The sequence below is a fragment of the Chthoniobacter sp. genome (genome assembly GCF_040003245.1).
GTDB lineage: Bacteria > Verrucomicrobiota > Verrucomicrobiia > Chthoniobacterales > Chthoniobacteraceae > Chthoniobacter.
This window is the reverse complement of record NZ_JBDUCX010000059.1, coordinates 14,375-30,462: the sequence shown is the minus strand read 5'-3', so window position 1 is coordinate 30,462 and position 16,088 is coordinate 14,375. Positions and strand designations below refer to the sequence as shown.

19 protein-coding genes are annotated in these 16,088 nt (G+C 62.7%); 10 read left to right on the top strand and 9 right to left on the bottom strand.

Annotated elements, in window-relative coordinates:
• The 3 genes from ABJF10_RS10410 to ABJF10_RS10400 all read left to right on the top strand — a co-directional run.
• On the top strand, nt 1-353 hold a 353-nt coding region (locus ABJF10_RS10410), incomplete at its 5' end, for an ABC transporter permease (RefSeq protein ID WP_348544496.1).
• Entirely contained in the window at nt 354-1,610 is a 1,257-nt protein-coding gene (locus ABJF10_RS10405; RefSeq protein ID WP_348544495.1) for an HlyD family efflux transporter periplasmic adaptor subunit, read from the top strand.
• Nucleotides 1,611-1,722: 112 nt separating this feature from the next.
• On the top strand, nt 1,723-2,019 hold the full coding sequence (locus tag ABJF10_RS10400; RefSeq protein WP_348544494.1) for a GIY-YIG nuclease family protein: 297 nt from the start codon (nt 1,723-1,725) through the stop codon (nt 2,017-2,019).
• Between the two features lie 82 nt (nt 2,020-2,101).
• On the opposite strand, the gene ABJF10_RS10395 is transcribed toward ABJF10_RS10400, so the two are convergent.
• The 3 genes from ABJF10_RS10395 to ABJF10_RS10385 are packed head-to-tail and all read right to left on the bottom strand — an operon-like array spanning nt 2,102 to nt 4,233.
• Entirely contained in the window at nt 2,102-2,464 is a 363-nt protein-coding gene (locus tag ABJF10_RS10395; protein ID WP_348544493.1) for a Spx/MgsR family RNA polymerase-binding regulatory protein, read from the bottom strand.
• The gene (gene metF, locus ABJF10_RS10390; protein ID WP_348544492.1) at nt 2,461-3,354 is read right to left on the bottom strand and encodes a methylenetetrahydrofolate reductase [NAD(P)H]; all 894 of its coding nucleotides are present in this window, start codon (nt 3,352-3,354) and stop codon (nt 2,461-2,463) included. The genes ABJF10_RS10395 and metF overlap by 4 nt, the downstream gene beginning before the upstream one ends.
• Nucleotides 3,355-3,378: 24 nt before the next feature.
• Nucleotides 3,379-4,233, bottom strand: coding sequence for an alpha/beta hydrolase (locus ABJF10_RS10385; RefSeq protein WP_348544491.1), 855 nt, complete (start codon nt 4,231-4,233; stop codon nt 3,379-3,381).
• A 57-nt stretch (nt 4,234-4,290) separates the two neighbouring features.
• Between ABJF10_RS10385 and ABJF10_RS10380 the strand changes: the two genes are divergently transcribed.
• From ABJF10_RS10380 to ABJF10_RS10355, 6 genes are all read left to right on the top strand, one after another.
• Nucleotides 4,291-5,025, top strand: a complete 735-nt coding sequence (locus ABJF10_RS10380) for a methyltransferase domain-containing protein (protein ID WP_348544490.1) — start codon at nt 4,291-4,293, stop codon at nt 5,023-5,025.
• Entirely contained in the window at nt 5,022-5,879 is an 858-nt protein-coding gene (locus ABJF10_RS10375) for a 50S ribosomal protein L11 methyltransferase (RefSeq protein WP_348544489.1), read from the top strand. The genes ABJF10_RS10380 and ABJF10_RS10375 overlap by 4 nt, the downstream gene beginning before the upstream one ends.
• A 135-nt stretch (nt 5,880-6,014) precedes the next feature.
• Complete coding sequence (locus tag ABJF10_RS10370; RefSeq protein WP_348544488.1) at nt 6,015-7,181, top strand: nucleoside-diphosphate kinase; 1,167 nt, start codon at nt 6,015-6,017, stop codon at nt 7,179-7,181.
• A gap of 45 nt (nt 7,182-7,226) precedes the next feature.
• Nucleotides 7,227-8,387: a pyridoxal phosphate-dependent aminotransferase gene (locus tag ABJF10_RS10365; RefSeq protein ID WP_348544487.1), complete on the top strand. Its 1,161-nt coding sequence runs from the start codon at nt 7,227-7,229 to the stop codon at nt 8,385-8,387.
• A 202-nt stretch (nt 8,388-8,589) separates the two neighbouring features.
• Nucleotides 8,590-9,783, top strand: coding sequence for a hypothetical protein (locus ABJF10_RS10360; protein WP_348544486.1), 1,194 nt, complete (start codon nt 8,590-8,592; stop codon nt 9,781-9,783).
• Nucleotides 9,784-9,855: 72 nt separating this feature from the next.
• Nucleotides 9,856-10,683 (top strand): PhzF family phenazine biosynthesis protein, encoded by an 828-nt coding sequence (locus tag ABJF10_RS10355; RefSeq protein ID WP_348544485.1) that lies wholly within the window; start codon nt 9,856-9,858, stop codon nt 10,681-10,683.
• 100 nt (nt 10,684-10,783) lie between these two features.
• On the opposite strand, the gene trxA is transcribed toward ABJF10_RS10355, so the two are convergent.
• Together trxA and ABJF10_RS10345 are read right to left on the bottom strand one after the other, a co-directional pair.
• Nucleotides 10,784-11,113, bottom strand: coding sequence for a thioredoxin (gene trxA, locus ABJF10_RS10350; protein WP_348544484.1), 330 nt, complete (start codon nt 11,111-11,113; stop codon nt 10,784-10,786).
• A 21-nt stretch (nt 11,114-11,134) separates the two neighbouring features.
• Entirely contained in the window at nt 11,135-11,863 is a 729-nt protein-coding gene (locus ABJF10_RS10345) for a hypothetical protein (protein WP_348544483.1), read from the bottom strand.
• A 158-nt stretch (nt 11,864-12,021) separates the two neighbouring features.
• Between ABJF10_RS10345 and ABJF10_RS10340 the strand changes: the two genes are divergently transcribed.
• Nucleotides 12,022-12,972, top strand: coding sequence for an SDR family NAD(P)-dependent oxidoreductase (locus ABJF10_RS10340; protein WP_348544482.1), 951 nt, complete (start codon nt 12,022-12,024; stop codon nt 12,970-12,972).
• An 11-nt stretch (nt 12,973-12,983) separates the two neighbouring features.
• Here the strand turns inward: ABJF10_RS10340 and ABJF10_RS10335 are convergent, their stop codons facing one another.
• From ABJF10_RS10335 to ABJF10_RS10320, 4 genes are all read right to left on the bottom strand, one after another.
• A complete protein-coding gene (locus tag ABJF10_RS10335; protein ID WP_348544481.1) occupies nt 12,984-13,445 on the bottom strand; it encodes a hypothetical protein in 462 nt (153 codons plus the stop codon).
• 33 nt (nt 13,446-13,478) lie between these two features.
• Nucleotides 13,479-14,510, bottom strand: a complete 1,032-nt coding sequence (locus ABJF10_RS10330) for a hypothetical protein (protein WP_348544480.1) — start codon at nt 14,508-14,510, stop codon at nt 13,479-13,481.
• Between the two features lie 124 nt (nt 14,511-14,634).
• Nucleotides 14,635-15,138: a hypothetical protein gene (locus ABJF10_RS10325; RefSeq protein ID WP_348544479.1), complete on the bottom strand. Its 504-nt coding sequence runs from the start codon at nt 15,136-15,138 to the stop codon at nt 14,635-14,637.
• 20 nt (nt 15,139-15,158) lie between these two features.
• Nucleotides 15,159-16,061, bottom strand: a complete 903-nt coding sequence (locus tag ABJF10_RS10320; protein ID WP_348544478.1) for a retropepsin-like aspartic protease — start codon at nt 16,059-16,061, stop codon at nt 15,159-15,161.
• Between the last annotated feature and the right edge of the window lie 27 nt (nt 16,062-16,088).

The window sequence follows — 16,088 nt, the reverse complement described above, 5'->3', positions numbered from 1 at the left end:
TCGGCGTGGTCTATAACAGCGCGCGCATCGCCCTTTCCGAGCGCAGCCGCGACCTGGCCACGCTGCGCGTCATCGGCTTTACCCAGCGCGAAGTGGCCAACGTGATGTTGAGCGAACTGGCGATCCTGACCTTCGCCGCCATCCCGCCCGGGCTGTGGATCGGCACGCAACTCGCCGCGGGCATCGTGCATACGGCGAGCACGGAAAGCGTGCGCCTGCCGCTCATCCTCACCACCCACAGCTATGCCATGGCCATCGTGGTGGTGCTGTGCTCCTCCGCACTTTCTTTCGCAGTAGTGAGCCGGCGTCTTGCCCAGCTCGACCTCCTCGGAGTCCTCAAGGCCAGAGAATAAATGAAAACGACCACTGATACTTCATCCACCACCCGCCGACCGCCCGGTCCGCGCAAAACCGCCGCTCCGTGGCGGAAGTACGTGCCGCATGCCATCGGCGCCGTCATCGTGCTGCTGATCATCAATGCGCTGCGCCCGCAGCCGCTCGCGGTGGAGATCGGCACCGTGAAGCACGGGCCGCTCACCGTGACCGTGCTCGAGGAAGGCAAGACGCGCATCCGGCATCGCTACCTCATTTCGCCGCCGGTGCCTGGCTACCTCAATCGCGTGCCGCTGCGCCAAGGCGACCGCATTGAAGCGGGCAAGACCATCATCGCCACGATCCAGGCGCAGCCGGCGACCTTTCTCGACCCCCGGGCGAAAGCGGAGGCGGAAGCCCGGGTCAAGGCCTCGGAGGCGACCAAGATGCAGCGTGAAACCCAAATCGAACGCGCCAGCGCCGCGCTCGATCTGGCCAACAAGGAACTCGTGCGCGCCCGGGAGCTGAAGAAGTCGGGAGCGATTGCCACGCGCGACTGGGACACCGCGGAAAACCAGGTGAACATCCTGACGCGCGAACTGCATACGGCCCAATTTGGCCTGCAGGTCGCCGATTTTGAAATGGTGCAGGCCAAGGCGGCGCTCAACCAGGTGCAGAACCCGGCCACGGAAAATGCCAACCCTTACAAGATCGTTTCGCCGATCGATGGTTACGTGCTCAATGTCTATGAGGAGAGCGCGCGGATGCTGGCGGCCGGCACGCAGATCATGGAAATCGGCGACACGAACGACATGGAATCCGAGATCGAGTTGCTCTCCAGCGATGCGGTGGGCGTGCAACCGGGCGCGGACGCGAGTATCGAGGAATGGGGCGGCGAGACCCCGTTGCGCGGGAAAGTGACGGTGGTGGAACCCGGCGGCTACACGAAGGTGAGTTCGCTGGGCGTCGAGGAGCAGCGCGTGAAGGTGCGCATCGATTTTGTGGATCCGCTGCCGCCGGGCGCGGTGCTGGGCGATCGCTTCCGCGTGGAGGCCCGCATCGTCACCTGGCACGGCGACAATGTCCTGCAGGTGCCGACCGGGGCGCTGTTTCGCCGCGGTGGGGATTGGATGGCTTTTCTTTTCGATGGGGGTAAGGCGCGCGCAGTGAAGGTGGAGATCGCGCACAATAATGGCGTCACCGCCGAGGTGCGCTCGGGGCTCACCGAAGGGCAGCGGGTGCTGGTGCATCCGCCGGATGCGGTGGAGGAGGGAAGTTCGGTGAAACCGCGGAACTGAGGGCGATCGGCGGGGCGGCGATTCCGCGAAGCGGGCTTCGGGAAAAGCCTGTCATCCTGAGCTTGCCGAAGGACCTCCAATATCCTTCCTCCTCTAAAGTACCGAACCAGTCATGGACCACGATTACTTCGTCTACATCCTGACGGACAAAAGCCGCGCGACTCTCTATATCGGGGTTACCAACAATCTCCCAAAGCGGCTTTGGGAACATCGCAATCCGGAAACCGCGTCGTTCAGTCAGCGGTACCATTGCATCGTACTGCTATACTACGAGCACTTCGGCGACGTGCTGGATGCCATTGCCCGCGAGAAGCAGCTTAAAGGCTGGCGGCGCACGAAAAAGATCGCGCTTATTGAGAAGCTGAATCCGCGGTGGGAGGACTTGTCAGCGGATTGGGATTGGCCCTGAGCGGCGCTGTAGAGGAAGAAGGATATTGGAGGTCCTTCGGCAAGCTCAGGATGACAGGTTTTGGAGGGCGACGCCGTAGCTGCTATTCACCCGCGATCAACTTCGCCCACTCCTCTTCGCGAAAGCCGACCACGCCGGCGGTTTTCGTCAGGGCGAAGGGGCGTTTCACGAGGTTGCCATTCGACGCCAATAGCGTGAGGGCTTCATCTGCCTTCATCTTCGGCAGTCGCGTTTTCATATCGAGGGCGCGGTAGTCCTGCCCGGCGGTGTTGAAGAGTTTGCGCAAGTCGCCGCCGACATGGCCGAGCATGGTCCGGAGTTCCGCGATGGTCGGTGGCTGCTCGCGGATGGGGATCACTTCGTGCGCGACCTTTTTCGCGGCGAGGAATTTCAGCGCCTGGCGGCAGGTGTCGCAGTTGGCGTAGGCGTAGACCCGCAGGCTCATGCCGTGGGCAGGCCGAGGTTGCGGGCGATCTGCACGGTCGAGTGGGCCTTGTTGAGGGTGTAGAAGTGCAGGCCGGGCACACCGAACTCGAGCAGCGAGGCGCATTGTTCGGTGGCGTACTCGATGCCGTAGGCCAGCACCGCGGCGTCGTCGCCGTCGAGTTCATCGAGCCGGCGCAAGAACTGCGCGGGCAGTTTCGCGCCGCAGAGGGTGACAAAGCGCTTCGTTTGCCCGGCGGAAAGGATGGGCATGATGCCGGGGACGATGGGCACGGTGATGCCCAGCTTGCCGACGAGATGGTCGTGGAATTCGTAGTAGTCGGCGTTGTCGAAAAAGAGCTGGGTGATGATGAAATCCGCGCCGGCGTTGATCTTCTCGGCGAGGTATTGCCAGTCGACCAGCTTGCCGTCGCGCTGCGCGATGTGCCCTTCGGGGAAACCGGCGGTGCCGATGGAAAAGCCGTCGCGCTGGCGGATGAAGGCGACCAATTCGCGGGAGTATTCGAAGCCGCCCTCGGTCTTGACGAATTCGCTGCCCGGAGGCGGATCGCCGCGCAAGGCGAGGATGTTCTGGATGCCGCGCGTCCGGGCCTCGTCGAGCACGCTGCCGAGTTCGGCCTGCGTGGAATTCACGCACGTGAGGTGCATCATCGCCGGCAGATGGTGCGTGCGCTGGATGCGATCGACGATGCCGAGCGTCTTGTCGCGCGTGCCACCACCGGCGCCATAAGTCACGGAGCAGTAGGACGGCTGGATGGCCAGCAGCGCGGGGACGGTTTTTTCCAGGAGCGTGCGCTCGCCCTCCTCGGTCTTGGTGGGGAAAAATTCGAGGGAAAGGACGGGGCGTCCGGCCAGCCGGGCGTCGGAATAGATGTCGCGAATGAACTGCATTGGGGGACGGAGTGTGGCCTTGGCTTACGGGGACGACAAGTGCGGGCGTGTGTCATCGAGGAGAAAATCCGAGACCTCGTGCCACCAGGGGGCGTAGACGCTGAAATTGACGGTGTTGTGCGTGGCGCCGGGATCGGTCCAGAGGCGCTTGGGCCCGGCGTAGCTGTCGTAAAGCAAGCGGCCTTGGGCGGCGGTCACGACTTCGTCCTGGCCCGCGATGAGCATGGCCATGGGACCGCGGTAGTCGTGCAGGGCCGTCACGTTATCCCAGGGATCGCGCAGCATCTGGCGCACGGGCAGGAAGCCGAAACGGCGGACGGCCACGTCTCCCAACCGCGCATAAGGGGTGAGCAGAAAGAGACCGGCGACGTCCTTTGGGCGGCATTGCGCGAGGGCGCTGGCGAGACCGCTGCCCAGCGATTCGCCGAGCAGGTAGATCGGCCGTGAGTCGGCGGCCTTCAGGGCATCGATCGCCTGCGAACCCGCCTCGATGAATGATTCCTGGCCCAGCTTCCCTGATCGCGCACCGAAGCCGGGATACTCGAACAGATACACTTCCCAGAGCCGGCCCCCGTCCAGTTTCCCAAAGCCGTCGATATAGTGCGTGCGCATGAGGGCGTAGCCGGCGTTTCCGTGGAAGAGGACCAAGCGGTTCGCCGCGGGTGGCTCGTGGCGGCCGTTGGTCCAGCCGATGATCGTACCATCCGGGGCGCGCCACGGCTGGCAACCGAGTTCGGCCGCCTTGGCCAGCATGCCGGCTTCGGTTTTGTAAAACGGGAAGTAGATGATCCGCCGTTGAAACACGCCGACAATCACACAGAGCAGCACGTAGGTGATGACGAGCAGGCGCAGCAGGGGGAAGAGTCTGGATTTGGTCACAGGCCGCATCGACAAGACATGGCGGGCGGTGTTTGTTCAATCGCAACCTTCCCCGCCATGCGCCTGCTCTCCCCGCAAATCCTCGTTCCCGTTCTCACCGCCCTGCTGCTCGTGCCGGGCTTTTCCCAAGATGCGGCCCAGCCAGCACCGCCTCCGTACGAAAAGCGAACCGAGCATGATCGCGATGGCATCGGCGTGTTCTACCTCGGCCGGGAGATCGCGCACGTGATGGGGCACCAGGCGGCGGATTGGCTCGAACGCCCGGAGCGCGAGGCGGAGGAACGCACGGATTTGCTAATCGATGCGCTGAAGTTTCGTGATGGCGAAGTGGTCGCCGACATCGGCTGCGGCTCGGGATTTATTTCGCGGAAAATTGCCAAGAAGATCGGCTCGGGGACCGTTTACGGCGTGGATATCCAGCAGGAGATGCTCGATCTGCTCGCGAAGCGGATGGCGATGTTCCGCATTACGAACGTGAAGCCGATCATGGGCGCGACAAACGATCCCAAGCTGCCACCGGCATCGTGCGACACGATGATTATGGTCGACGTTTATCACGAGTTTGATCAACCGTTTGAAATGATCCGGGGGATGATCGCCGGCTTGAAACGGGGCGGGCGCATCGTGTTCGTGGAGTATCGCAAGGAGGATCCCACGGTGCCGATCAAGGAGTTACACAAGATGAGCGAGGCGCAGGTGCGCAAGGAGATGGCCGTGCAGCCGGAACTGGAATTCGCGGAGTCTATTGAGGATCTGCCGCGCCAGCACATCATCGTGTTCCGCAAGAAATGAGCACGCACTACACTTGGAAAAAGCTCGGCTCGGCCAAATGGGAGGACGCGTGGGTGGAGCGACTGCGGGAGGTGAGTGATCGGCTGGCGATTACGGCGCTGGCGCGCGCGAAGACCATCCGGCTCGAGGCGTTTCAATTGACCAAGGCACAGGCGGCGCGGCTGAAGAAGGCTTTTGGCGGTACGGTATCCGCGCAGAAGAAGCAACGGGCGGTGAGTGAGGCGGTTACCGCTCCGATTCGGGTGCGCAACCGGCTCATCGTGGTCGGGAGCGAAGGCGCACGCACGGCGGAGACGAAGGCGGCCGACGGGCGTGCCGTGCTGTTGATCCCCGCCGGGATGGCCTTCGGCACCGGCGATCACGCCACCACGGCGACGTGCCTGCGTTTCCTCGCCGATGTGAGCGAGGAACTGGCCGGGCAGCCGTGGGAGATACTCGATCTGGGCAGCGGCAGCGGCATCCTGGCGCTGGCGGCGCGTCTACTCGGCGCCCGGCGCGCGGAGGCGGGCGACTTCGACCCGCACGCGGTGCGCACGGCGAAGGAGAATGCGCGGCTCAACGCCATCCAAGGCGTCGTCATCAAGAAGCTCGACGTGCGCGAATGGCAGCCGCAGCGGACCTGGGGCGTGGTGGCGGCGAATCTCTTCAGCGACCTGCTGATGGAAGTCGCGCCGAAGATCGCCGCTTCCGTGGCCCCGGGCGGGCGGCTGGTCTTTTCCGGCATCCTGCGCAAACAAGAGGCGGAGGTGGTCGCGGCCTTTCGCCGCGCAGGGCTGCGGATCGACCGGCTGGTGCGCAAAGGGAAATGGGTGAGCGGGTTGGCGACGCGCATCTTAAGTGGAAAAACTCGTTGACGCTCTTCCTCAGCAGCCGATAGCTTTCACCCCCACAAAAAAACCCCGAAATAATTTAGAAAAATCTCCTGCCTGCGTGGGTTTCGCGCCGCGAAATGACAAGTTTCCGGTGATCCGCGCGGGCTCTTTTTATCTATGGCCGAAGAACTCTCCTACGTGATCGTGACCCCCTACTCGATCCGCAAGTCGCGTACAGGCGGCATCCTGGCGCGACTCATTTCGCGGACGGGTCTCGATATCGTGGCCGCACGCATGTTCGCGCCGAGCGCCGAACTCGTGGAGAAGTACGCGGCGTCCATCGTTACCGATCCCGAACCGCGGCACCGGGCGACGCAGGAGCTGATCCGCAAGTACGTCCTGCAAAATTTCACGCCGGGCAAAGGCGGCTCGCGGCCTCGTGTGCTGCTGCTCGTCTTCAAGGGCGAGGACGCCGCCCTCAAGCTGCGCTCAACCGTCGGCCACATCGTGAACGAACGCACCAGCGGCGAGACGATTCGCGACACCTACGGCGATTACATGGCGGATGCGAATGGCGAAGTCACCTACTTCGAGCCGGGCGTGCTCGCCCCGCCGGACGCGGTCAGCGCCCGCGCCGATTTGCTGCTCTGGGCCTCCTATTCCGACGCGGACGGCGGCCTGCTCGATGAAGCGGTCTCCTTCCCCACCGGCACGAAGGTCGAGAAGACGCTCGTGCTCATCAAGCCGGACAACTTCCGTTTTCCCAACGCGCGTCCCGGCGGCGTGATCGATCTCTTCAGCCGCACCGGCCTCTACATCATCGCCTGCAAGGTGCACCGCATGAGCGTCGCGCAGGCCGAGGAATTCTACGGCCCCGTGCTCGACGTCCTCATGGACAAACTGCGCGGGCGCTCCGGCGAAACGGCCAAGGCGCTGCTCGAGAAGGAATTCAACATCACCCTGAGCAGCGAGGTGCAGACCAAGCTCGGCGATCTCCTCGGCCCGATCAACGGCCGCGAGAACTGGGAGCAGATCGTGAAATTCATGGCCGGCCTCAAGCCGAGCGATTGCCCGGCGGACAAGCGCCACGAGCCCGGCTCGGAAAAGTGCATCGCCCTCTGCTACCAGGGCGTCGATGCCGTGCGCAAAATCCGCGAAGTGCTCGGGCCCACCGATCCTTCCAAGGCGCCTCCCGGGACGATCCGCCGCGAGTTCGGCTCGACCATCATGGTCAATGCCGCGCACGCGTCCGATTCCCCGGAAAATGCCCAGCGCGAAATGGGCATCGTCAACATCAAGGAAAACAACCTGAAGCCTCTGATCGAAAGCTGGTTTGGCAAATAAGTGCCCGCTTTTGCCAAGCCAATATCCAAAAACCAAAAAACAACTATGGAACTCGCCAATCGCGCCACGATCCTCACCCCCTCGCTCACCCTCAGCATCGATTCGAAAGCCAAAGCCATGAAGGCCGAGGGCATCGACGTGTGCGGTTTCGGAGCCGGTGAACCCGACTTCGACACGCCCGAGCACATCAAGGCCGCCGCCCAGGCCGCCATCGAGGCCGGATTCACCAAGTACACGCCGAGCAGCGGCACGCCGGAATTGCGCCAGGCCATTGCCGACAAATTCCAGGCGGACAACGGACTCGCCTACAAGCCCTCGCAAATCATCGTGAGCAACGGCGCCAAGCACTCGTGCTACAACGCCATCCTCGCCACGATCCAGCCCGGCGACGAAGTGATCATCCCCGCGCCCTACTGGCTGAGCTATCCCGAGATGGTGCGCCTGGCCGGCGGCGAGCCCGTCTTCGTGCAGACCAAGGAAGAGAACGGCTGGAAGATGACTTCCGATGAATTCCAGGACGCGATGACCCCGCGCACCAAGATGGTGATCATCAATTCGCCCGGCAACCCGACCGGCGCGGTCTACACCAAGGAAGAACTGCAGGCGATCATCGATGTCGCCGTGGACGAGGAAATCCTCATCCTCTCCGACGAGATCTACGAGAAGCTCGTTTATGATGGAGCCCAGCATGTGAGCGTCGCGACCCTTCCCGGCGCCTACGATCTGACCATCACGATCAACGGCTTCTCCAAGGCCTACTCCATGACCGGCTGGCGGCTCGGCTACCTCGGTGCGCCGGAGCCCATCGCCAAGGCGATCGACGCCATCCAGAGCCACAGCACCTCCAACCCCTGCTCGTTTGCGCAGAAGGGCGGATTCGCCGCGCTCAAGGGCGACCAGCAACCGGTCGTCGACATGCGCGATGAATTCGACCTCCGCCGCAACTACATGGTGAACCGCCTCGGCTCGATCCCGCGCATCAGCGTGGTGAAGCCGCAGGGCGCTTTCTATGTGCTCGTCAATATCAGCCAGCTCGGCCTGAGCTCGACGAACTTCGCCGACCGCCTGCTGAGCAAGCACCACGTCGCCGTCGTCCCCGGCGTCGCCTTCGGCAACGACGGGACCGTGCGCCTGAGCTACGCGACGAGCCTCGACGTCATCAAGAAGGGCCTCGACCGTTTCGAGGAATTCACGAAGACGCTGTAAGCGCTTCGCGATCGATCCGATTCAAACAACGCGCCGCTGGAGAAATCCGGCGGCGCGTTTTTTTGTCGCCCGGCAGGCAACTCGCAATGGTCCAAATGGTTGGAGCCCGCACAGCGGTTGCACTCCGATCAACCGCCCACCAGGCGTGTTCCAACCGTCGAAAGCGAGAAACAAAGAGCTCGATCATTAACAAAAGAAAGAGTTGGATCCTGATGCGGCCATGCGCGAGTCGTCACAAAGAAAGCGGGCAAACAAAGCGGTCGATCTTCTCCGGAAAGACAGGTCGGAGAAGGTCACCTTTTTCACTGGTGCGGGAGCTTCCTTTTTTTTTGACTATCCCCTGACCAAGGATTTGCTCCCTCGTATAATCGAATGGAAGGACGATCCGGACTTTCTCGAGTTGCCGGAGGAAGAGGCCGGGCTGAGCAGAAGGCGCCGCAAGACCTTGCAAGCGGTTCTGAACAAACTGCTGCCGGGAAGGCCGAAAGACAGCACCACTCTACCTCTCGTTACCACGCTGCTTTCGGTCGTGGACTACGCTATTGCGCACCGTGCACCGATCTGGCCGGGCCGGACGATCAAAGGCTTGCGGGCCGCACGTGAAATTCTCGATCATGCGATATTCGATGCGCTGGAAGAGTACGAACCGTTCAGGCCAGCGGTACGGAAAAAGTTGAGTCGGTTTGCAACCATGCTTCGCGATGTCCAGCGCGAGCGAAAAGGCCGCCAGGTCGGCCTCATTACCACCAACTACGACATGTCGTCGGACTGGACGGTGCTGAAAGCCGCATTTGAAAAACAGAACCTGGGAAGCTGGACCACCCAACAAGTCGCAGAGATCGATTTCGGCACAGAATGGCTGGATGGTCACGCCACAGGCTGGCGACCGATCAAACGCCCCTCCCGCCCTCACTTTCATTGTTACAAGCTGCATGGCTCCACCAACTGGCTGCGTTGCCCCATCTGTCAACAGATCTTCATCAACGTCCATGGAGGCACCTGGTTTCAGGGCTTTCGGACTGAGCGCGATAACGCGAATTCCTGCTTTTGCAGCGAAACCAAACTGGATCCCCAGATCGTATCTCCGTCATTCGTGCGACAGATGGATGACTTGAATTTGCTCAACATTTGGAGCCAGGCTCACACCCTGCTCTGTCACTCCAACCATTGGGTAATCATCGGTTATAGTTTACCAGAGGAAGACGTGACGATTCGATCCCTTCTTACCCGGGCCATTCACTGCCGCGAAGGCAACCTTCGGGTGACGGTCGTGCAGAATACGGAGAAGGAACGCGCCAAATATGAAGCACTCTTCGGAAAACGCCGGCTGCAATTCATCTCCGGCGGTCTTGAGATGTTTTTGCATAGCTGGTTCGGCGAGGACAACCCCGAATAACGCCGTATCGCTCCGCGAAGAGGGAGCCAGCAGGCACCGACACGCCCATCAGTCCTGTGTCATACTCCGGCTTTGCGATTGTCCGTGGGCGACGCGCTCTGCCAGAGTCGCGGGGTGAAGCTCCCGTATTATCAAGTCGATGCCTTTGCCGATCGCGTCTTCGGCGGCAATCCCGCCGGCGTGTGCCCACTCCAGGCGTGGCTGCCGGATGAAGTGCTGAAGCGCATCGCGGCGGAGAACAATCTTTCGGAGACGGCCTTTTTCGTGGGCGACCGCGGGAACTACGCCTTGCGCTGGTTTACGCCGACGGTGGAGGTCGACCTCTGCGGTCACGCCACGCTCGCGGCGGCGTATGTCATCTTCCATGAGCTCGGCTATGGCGGGGAGACGATCCGTTTCCAGACGAAGGTCGGCTTGCTCGGCGCGGCGCGCGACGGGGACGTGATCACGCTGGATTTTCCCGCGTGGACCGCCAAGCGGTGCACCGAAGTGCCGGCGGCGATGGCGGACGCGCTGGGCTGGCTGCCACGCGAACTTTTCAAGACGCGCGATTACCTGGCGGTGTTCAGCCGGGAGGACGAGATTCGCAGCTTGCGGCCGGACGCCGCGATGCTGGCGAAGCTCGATTGCCTGGGCGTGATCTGCACGGCGCCGGGGACGGACTGCGATTTCGTTTCGCGCTTTTTCGCGCCGGGGGCGGGGGTGCCGGAGGATCCGGTCACCGGCTCGGCGCACAGCACGCTCATTCCCTACTGGAGCGCGCGGCTGAACAAGAAGATCCTCTTCGCGCGCCAGCTTTCGCAGCGCGGCGGGGAGCTCTTTTGCGAAGATCGCGGGGAGCGGGTGGGGATTGGGGGGAATGCGGCGCTTTACAGCCGCGCGGAGCTGGAAGTGCCGTAAGGCGCGCGGTCGTAGCGCCCGGAGGCGCCAACCCTCTCCAAAAAGACAAACGCCGCGTCCCTTGGTAGAAACGCGGCGTTGAAATTCTGCGGAGGGGCGCTTAGACCAGCGAGTCGAGCTTGGCGACGATTTCGGTCTTCGGCTGGCGGCCGACCAACTGGCCCTGCACTTCGCCGTTCTTGAAGAAGAGGAGCGCGGGGATCGAATTGATGCGGTAGCGCGCAGCCACCTGCTGGTTCTCGTCCACGTTCACCTTGGTCACTTTAGCCACGCCCAACTTGGCGGTGGCGATCTCATCGATCACCGGCGAAAGCTGCACGCACGGCCCGCACCAAGGCGCCCAGAAATCCACCAAGACGGGTTTGTCCGACTTGAGGACTTCAGCATCGAAATTGGCATCGGTGACGGTGACGACGTTTGCGTTGGCCATGAGATAGAAGAGGTAGTGAGATTAGGAAATATTACTCGCGCTATAGGCCCAGAAGACGAGGCCGAGCGAAACGAGGGAGATGAGCAGCGCGGCGATGCTGAGCACGCTGACGAGGCCGTCCGGTTCCGCTTCCGCGGGTGCGGCGGCCATTGTCGTGGCCATCTGCGGGACAGGCTGGAGACTGCTCTGCGAGGCGCCCGGCTGCTTCACCAGCGGCTGGGTTTGCTGCATCTTGATCGTGGCCTTGGGCAGGGCCGGCTTGCCTCCCTCGGGCGGCAAAGTAATGCGCGCGGTTTCCTTCTTGGGAGAGGCCGCTTTTTGCGTCACGGGCTCGGGCGGAGCATTCACCCCGCTCGAGACGGGCTTCACTCCGCTGCTCGGCGGGGCGGCCGGCTTGAGGGGGACGGTCGGCTTCGCCCCGAGGGACGGTGGCTTCGGCGGCGGATTGATGCCACTGACCGGCTTGAGCGCGCCCGAACCCATCGGGGGCTTGGGCGGCGGCGGGACGAAAGGCTTGCCGGCCGTGGGCGGCGGCAGACCGGCATCCGCAGGCGGAATCTTGGTCGTCTCCTTCTTGGGCGTGCCGGAGAGAGGAGGCGTCGAAGCGGGTTTGCCAGGAAGATTGATACGCACCGTTTCACGCTTGGCCGTCGGCTGCTCGGGCTTGGGCGGCAAGGTAATGCGGATGGTCTCCGCTTTGGTGGCGTCTTCGGTGGATTCAGAGGGGGCGGGAGGAATTTCGTCGGACATAAGTTTTATGGCGCGAAGTGCTAATCTCACCGGGCTTTTGCGGTGTCAATACGATTAGTGCCGAGAGCCAAGTTACGAGAGCCGAATGTTCTACCGCGAGGGCTCCTCTTGGCTCTTGGCTCTTGGCACCCCGCGCGCCCGTCCTCTAACGTGGAGCCATGAAGATCCTCCTCACCGGCGGCGCCGGGTTCATCGGTTCCAATTTTGCCGACCTTCTCCTCGCGGAAGGCCACACCCTGAGCGTCTTCGACGATTTCAACGATTTCTACGACCCGGCGATCAAGCGCGCCAATATTGCCGGCTTGGGCAAGGAAGTGCCGATCTACCAGGCTGATCTGCGCGATTGGGACGCCGTGGAGCGGGCCGTGCGCGAGCAGAAGCCCGATTGCATCGTCCACCTCGCCGCCCGGGCCGGCGTGCGGCCGTCGATCAAGGAGCCGAAGCTCTACATCGACACGAATATCACCGGCACCTGGCACATCCTGGAGGCCGCGCGGCTGCATGGCGTGCCGCGCGTCGTTTCGGCTTCCAGTTCCTCGGTTTACGGCGTGATCAAGACCGCGCCTTTCTCCGAGGACATGCTGATCAACCAGACCATCTCGCCGTATGCCGCGACGAAGATGGCCACCGAGCAGTTCTGCTCGAACTACAGCCATCTCTACGGCATGCGCACCCTCAGCCTGCGCTTCTTTACCGTCTACGGCCCGCGGCAGCGCCCCGACCTGGCCATCCATTCGTTTACGAAGAGCATCCAGGACGGCAAACCGATCAATCAATTCGGCGACGGCACCACCCGGCGCGACTACACCTACATCGACGACATCGTCCAGGGTCTGCGCGCCTGCCTCACCTACGAGGGGCCGCTCTGCGATGTCTTCAACCTCGGTGAAAGCCAGACCACGACGCTCAACGACCTGATCGCCACGATCGAACAGGCACTCGGCAAGAAAGCCGTCATCAACAAGATGCCCGAGCAGCCCGGCGACGTCCCGCTGACGTATGCCAATATCGACAAAGCGCGCCGCCTGCTCGGCTACGACCCGCACACCAAGATCGCCGAGGGGATTCCGAAGTTTGTGGAGTGGTTCCACGCCTCGCGGCGGAGCTGACGGGCCGGCGCCTAAGTGCGGCGATCCTGAATCAGCGCGGTCAGAATCAGCACCAAACCCAGCGTCGCCGTGAACCAAGCGACGATCGGCCCTAGCAAGAGCACCTGCACGACGTGCCAGTCTGGCAAAAGTTCAGCCGGAAACGGGAAAGCCTTCCGATACATCCAGAGGTGGCTAAAGGCGGTGATGATCAGGACCAATCCCGAAAGATAGGCGATATGAAAGCGGCGCCCCTGCGACGTGCGCCAACCCCAAGCGGCAGTCGCCGCGCTGACCAAACCCGCCGCCAGACCGCACCACCAAGGCACATTTTCGCCGCGCGGTGGGCTATCGAAATCGACGAAGGTGGGAGCAAAAGCGACCTGATAAGCCGCGCCGTAAATTCCCCCGGTGATTCCCAGAATCACGAGGGCCAGCAACGCGATGACGACCGTGCTGAGCCAGGAAGGAATTTGTTCAGGCTGCCGGCGCATGGGTGAGACCTCAGAGGAGCGAGTCGTGCCCACTCACTCGCGCATGTGCCTTTGGCGGGGGCGGATGACGGACGAAATGGGTGGGTGCACTTTCGGCGGAGGGGGAGGCGTCTCTGAAGATAGCGGCGGGGTGGCTGCGGGCGGCGGGGGTTCTTTCGCTGGCGGTGCGGGTTTTGGCGCTGGCGCCGGTGGCGCAGGCGCTCTCACTGACCCTCGTGGGACCAACGCTTTCGCTGGCGGCGGCGGTGGTGGTGGTGAATTGGCGACGTCCAGGGCCAGTGCTGTCGCCCGAGGTGGCCGCAGCGGTTCCGTAGGCAACGGTGGAGGTGGCGGGGGGCGCGATGAGGCTTTGGTCTGCGGCGGACGGGATTTTCCGCGGCGCATGAGGACCCAGATGATTCCGACGATGGCCCCAATGACGAGCAGAGGGACGAAAAGTGCGCCCATCGCCCGTCCGAAATCCTGGCCTCTTTTCACGGCTTGCTTGATTTCCGCGTCCTTCCTGGCCGTCTCGGGATCCGGCGCCACCATGGAGGGTGGCGGGGTGAGAAACCGGAAGCTTTCCATGAATTGACGAATCTCCGGATCCTCGCCGGCGTCGCCACCGGTGAAGTGGAATCCTTGCAGGCCAAAAAACCGCCCCCGGGTGGGAACGGTGCGCGAGATCATGGAAAAGATCTTGCCCCGCACCAAGGGCGACCCAGTTCGCTCATAACTCTTGATGCCCTGGACCATCACGAATCGGCCGGAGATCCGCTTGCCGAGCCCGGAGGTTTCAGCGGCGTTCTCGAATTCCATGACGAACCGGTCGTCCAGCTCGCCGGGGTTCGTGAGCTTGTCGTCGTAGAGGACGAAAGCCGCGCGCGAACGGTCCGCCGAGCCAAAGGCCACGATCAACCCTTTCTGGGGCGCGGCGGAGGTGATATCCTGCCAGCCTTCCGGGGGCGTGACCGCGATGTTGTATTCCGGATATTGCTTTTCCTCCCCGGCCAGGGCCGCCGTGGTGATGGCCAGTAAAAATACGCCGGCCAGCAGGAAGGCCTTGGAGAAGCGGAAGAGCGTCATAGTACCGTTGCGAATCCGCACGGTCAACGGCGGCGGTGGCGTCCATGCTTGGCTGATCGGCCGGCAATGTAAAGCCCGGCGCACGGCCTCACCGCGCCGTGGATGCCCCGGTTCGGCTGATTATCTAACGGTCCGTTTCCTTGATCACGGCCCAACGACCGGGGGCGGTGTTGACGAACGTCATCGCTCCCGGTTCCGTCGTTTCCCGCCCCATCGAAGTATCGCTCAAATGGAGAATGGAAGTGACCTTAACCGTGCCGTCGGCCAGTTCCTGACACTTCACATCCGAAACGCGAATCTTGAAGCGCCCGGATTTGACCAGAGGCAGGACCTTTTGAGCGGTGATCCGTGATTGCGCAACAGTGATGCTCTTCTCGTGGCGTTTTCCCTGCGCATCGATTGAGGAAGACACAATCGTGGCATTCGGCATGTAGACATTTTCACTCGCGATATCGCCCTGCGCCACCAGATCGATGTAGCGGTTGAAAACCTGGCGAACCTCCTTTTCGTGCTGACTTTCCGGTCGGACGCGTTCCAGCGCATGGCTGGCGTATTCTTGCAAAGACGAGCGGTAATAATAGGCCGAGGCGCCCAAACTCACGACGATAAGAATCCAGAACCACTTCATAAGAGATAGACGTTACCACGTTACCCGCCGCTCGTGGCGCGGCGCAGATACATGGTGTGCTTGGGAAAATTGAGGGTGACGACGTGGCGGGCGAGGAAGCGCAGCCCGAGGAAGTTGTGATTGGCGGAGTCGATGACGAGCTTGTGGTAGGTCTCGCCGCCGAAGGTGCCGTGGGGGAAACCGGCTTCGACCACGGGCTGGCCATCGCCGGCCGGGAACTGGCGGACCCAGTCGGGTTGCTGCCGTCCCAATGCCTTCTGGAAGAGCGGTGGCTTCATGACAGCATCCACCGTGCAGCCGGTATCCACCTGATAGAGCGCGGGGCCGGCGCCGAGGAGATCGCCCTGGACGAAGACGCTATTGACCAGCATGTAGAGCGGAAAGGCGCGGCCCAAGTCGGGACCGGTGGTGCGCTCGGGATCGAGGAAGCGAATGGTGTGATTCTGGAAATCGAGCTGGACGCAGTAGTGCCGCAGGCAGTCGAGACCGAGGATGCCGTCGACGCCGCGTCCCGGCCACACCTTCCGCAAATCATCGCTCCAGATGCGCGGGCCGGTAAGCAGCAATGTATCGCTGAGGAAGAGGCGCGGCGCGGCGTGGACCTGCAACGTGGCGTTGCCGGACCAGGCGTACTGCACCGCCTCCGTGCCGGTGGCCGGGCCCAGCTTTTTCCGCAGGGAGCGATCGAAGATGGTCATGGGCGAACCGGAGTCGACGAGGAAACGCCATTGGTCGCCGCGCTCCCCTTGGAGGCGCAGGCAGAGCACGCGATCCGTGCCGAGGCCGCGGTCGAAGCTGGTCTCGGGCGGGCGGCCCGGGTGCAGGGCGTCCGCCGGCATCGGCGGCGGGACGCTGGCGCACGAGGCGAGCAGCAAGCCGGCGAGCGTTGTGAGGAGGCGGAGGTGAAGCGAGTGGTGATACATGGAAGGCGCAATCGGGTCGCGCGGGAG